The sequence below is a fragment of the Candidatus Zixiibacteriota bacterium genome, assembly GCA_014728145.1.
In the GTDB taxonomy this organism is placed as follows: domain Bacteria; phylum Zixibacteria; class MSB-5A5; order JAABVY01; family JAABVY01; genus WJMC01.
In genome coordinates, this window is the sequence record WJMC01000118.1 from 1 (window position 1) to 2,806 (window position 2,806).

At 45.9% G+C, this 2,806-nt stretch carries 2 protein-coding genes; one reads left to right on the forward strand and one right to left on the reverse strand.

The genetic code is table 11. From position 1 onward, the window contains the following. Window positions 1-2,045 (reverse strand): PAS domain S-box protein (locus tag GF404_07175; protein ID MBD3381961.1); only part of this gene is annotated, 2,045 nt, incomplete at its 3' end. A gap of 283 nt (window positions 2,046-2,328) precedes the next feature. On the opposite strand from GF404_07175, the gene GF404_07180 reads away from it, so the two are divergent. Continuing rightward, a partial coding sequence (locus GF404_07180) for a hypothetical protein (protein MBD3381962.1) occupies window positions 2,329-2,806 on the forward strand: 478 nt, incomplete at its 3' end.

The window sequence follows — 2,806 nt, forward strand, 5'->3', positions numbered from 1 at the left end:
TCCTGCAGATCAGTTTCGATTTTAAGCTTATCCGGCTTATCATAGACCTGGTCAAGCACATGCTTAACGATCAGGTTGATATTTACCGGTTCCTGATTGTAGTGCCCACGTCGCCCCAGTGTCAGGAGTTGCTGGTTGATTTCAGCCATCTGTGCCGCAGCTATTTCCATGTCTTCCAAATATGAGTAGATCGGGTTGTCACTCTTGATTTCCTGCTTGATGAGTTCCGGGTAAGCTGTCAATGGTCCCAGGAGGTTGTTGAAGTCGTGAGCGACCTGGCCGGCGATTCTTCCGGCGGTTTCGAGCCTTTCCGCCCTGGCCGCGATCTCCTCCAACTGCTTGCGTTCGGTTATATCCATAACTGCGCCAAAAGCTCCGATATATTTATTTTTGTCATTGTAGCGGGGAGAAATCGCGACTAATGTTGTAATCCTGTTTCCATTCAGAGTTACCAAATCGACTTCATAGCGGGAACTGCGTCCCTGCTGGCGCTGTACTGTCTGTTGGAGTATCCGGGAATGATTATCTTCCGGTACAAATTCCAGCAGGTTTCTTCCGACAAGTTTATCCGGTGATTTGCATTCAAGCAGACGCGCAAAGGCGGGATTACAGTATTCGATTGTTTCGTTTTCATCCACAATTCCGATACCTTCCAGAACCGAGTTGAACATTTCCTGGTAACGTTTCTCGGATTCCTCGAGAGCTCGCATTACAGACTTGACCTGTGAGATATCCATTACAGAAGCGATTGCGCCATCTACTTCGCCCTTTTTATCGAATGTAGGTGAGGCATTCATGAGCACGGATACCGGGTGGCCGTCTTTATGCTGGAAACGGAATTCATGGCTTTCGCGCACACCTGAATTGCGTCTCTGGAGCATATCCCTGCAGACTACTTTCATCTCCTCATCCATGAAATAGAACAGGGATTTCCCCCGCATCTCATCGACTGAGTAGCCCAGGATTTCAGACATGCGTTTGTTTGTATAAGCAGTTATTGCCTGCATATCGATTTTCCAGATACCTTCATACAAATTTTCCACAAGCGAACGGTATTTCTCGTGGCTTGCGGTCAGATCGTTTTCTGCCTCTACCCTGCGTGTAATGTCGCGCGCGTATTCAACCGCGCCAATCACCTGCCCGTCATCATCGGTAATCGGATAGCTGAATATTTCGAAATAGCGCATTGAGTTATGGTCTCGGCTGTAACTTTTGACATAAGACTGCATGCTTTTTGTCTCAATAGCCTTTGCAGTGTGACAGTCGGGACAGGGCTCGTCATAACCGAAAAAGACTTTGTAACACTTCCTGCCAAGAATTGGCCGGCAATTTTCGAACCACTTTTCGATTGTCTTGTTTACTCGCAGGCAGTTGAGTTGTTTGTCGAGCACAATTATACCATCCTGGATAGCATCGAAGCTCGATCTTAAAAGTCTCTCACGGCTGAGAAGGATTTCCTCGGTGCGTTTACGCTCGGAAATATCGCGGATTACCCCAGTGTAATGGTCAGAATCGCCATCGAGACTCACCAGCCTCCCGGTCTCTTCGACGTAAACATAGCTGCCGTCTTTCTTTTTTACCCTGAATTCAATCGGGTAATCTTCAGCCTTACTTATCTTGTCCATCAATTGTTTTTTGGCCTTAAAGACATCATCAGGATGGATATGATCTTCCAGCCTACTGCCGATTATTTCATCAACAGTGTAGCCGTAGTTTTTTGCCCCCGGGCTGACATAGATGATTTCGCCATTATCATTGTAAGTAAAAAAGACATCGGGCATATTTTCCATGAATGCCTGTTGCCCCCGGATAGCTCCAATAACAGCATCGGAATCATCGAAACGGATCCTTTTATCCGGGCTTGAATGTGACGCGAGAAAACTGCTAAGACCAGTTGAAAGGGCACAAAACAGGGACACCGTTATTAGCATACCTGTATCGTATTCGAAATCAAGTACGAAGTTTAGAGCTATTATGAAAATGATTGCCGATGCTAATCCGCCTGCGACAGCATATGCTCCGGCTTTTAAAAATCGCCTGTTCATATATAAACCGGCCTCTTCTGTTTTTTTTCTTCGCTTCAACGCGGCGGGGGGCTGTATTTAGTTATCGACAGATATACTTGTATTTATAGTACTTATGTCCAATTCCATATGATTATACACTGTCTTAACTCACAGACTGATGGGGTATTAGGGGTGAATCTGGCAATTTCTCTCGAAGTTAGATAATAATCGTCGTATATATAATGTTGACACAATTTTAGTGTGGCTTATATTTCAGTAAATACTTCACCCTTAACGGGCTTTGAGCGAAAGGATATTCAGGATGACATCCAGGCGACAGCTTTCTAAAAAATCCACTCGTTATCTGACCTTAACAGCACAAATCATGTTTTTATTGCTTTTAATAACAACATCACCGCTGGCTTCTGAGGAGATCTCTATAAGTTATGATTTCGGATATCCCGATATCGTCAGCACGAATATCGGCAAAGCAGGAGCAGTGCGTGTGACAATCGACGGCACGACTTTATCCGGCCAGCCCGGAGCACCGCTTCTACCGGTCGCACAGGCCCGTATTCTGCTTCCGCCCGAGAGCATGGTAAAAAATATTGAAATTGTTACAGCAGATAAAGTTAGCCTTGGCACAGGCTATATCCTGCAACCTGCTGGTGTGCCTTTTAAGCTGAGCGAACCCGGTTCGGCACAGCCTCCGGTGGCGGATATGGAAATCTACTCCTCTGACAAGTTGTTTCCGGGAAGATTTTACGATCAGGTCACTATCCAGGAATTTCGCGGTTACA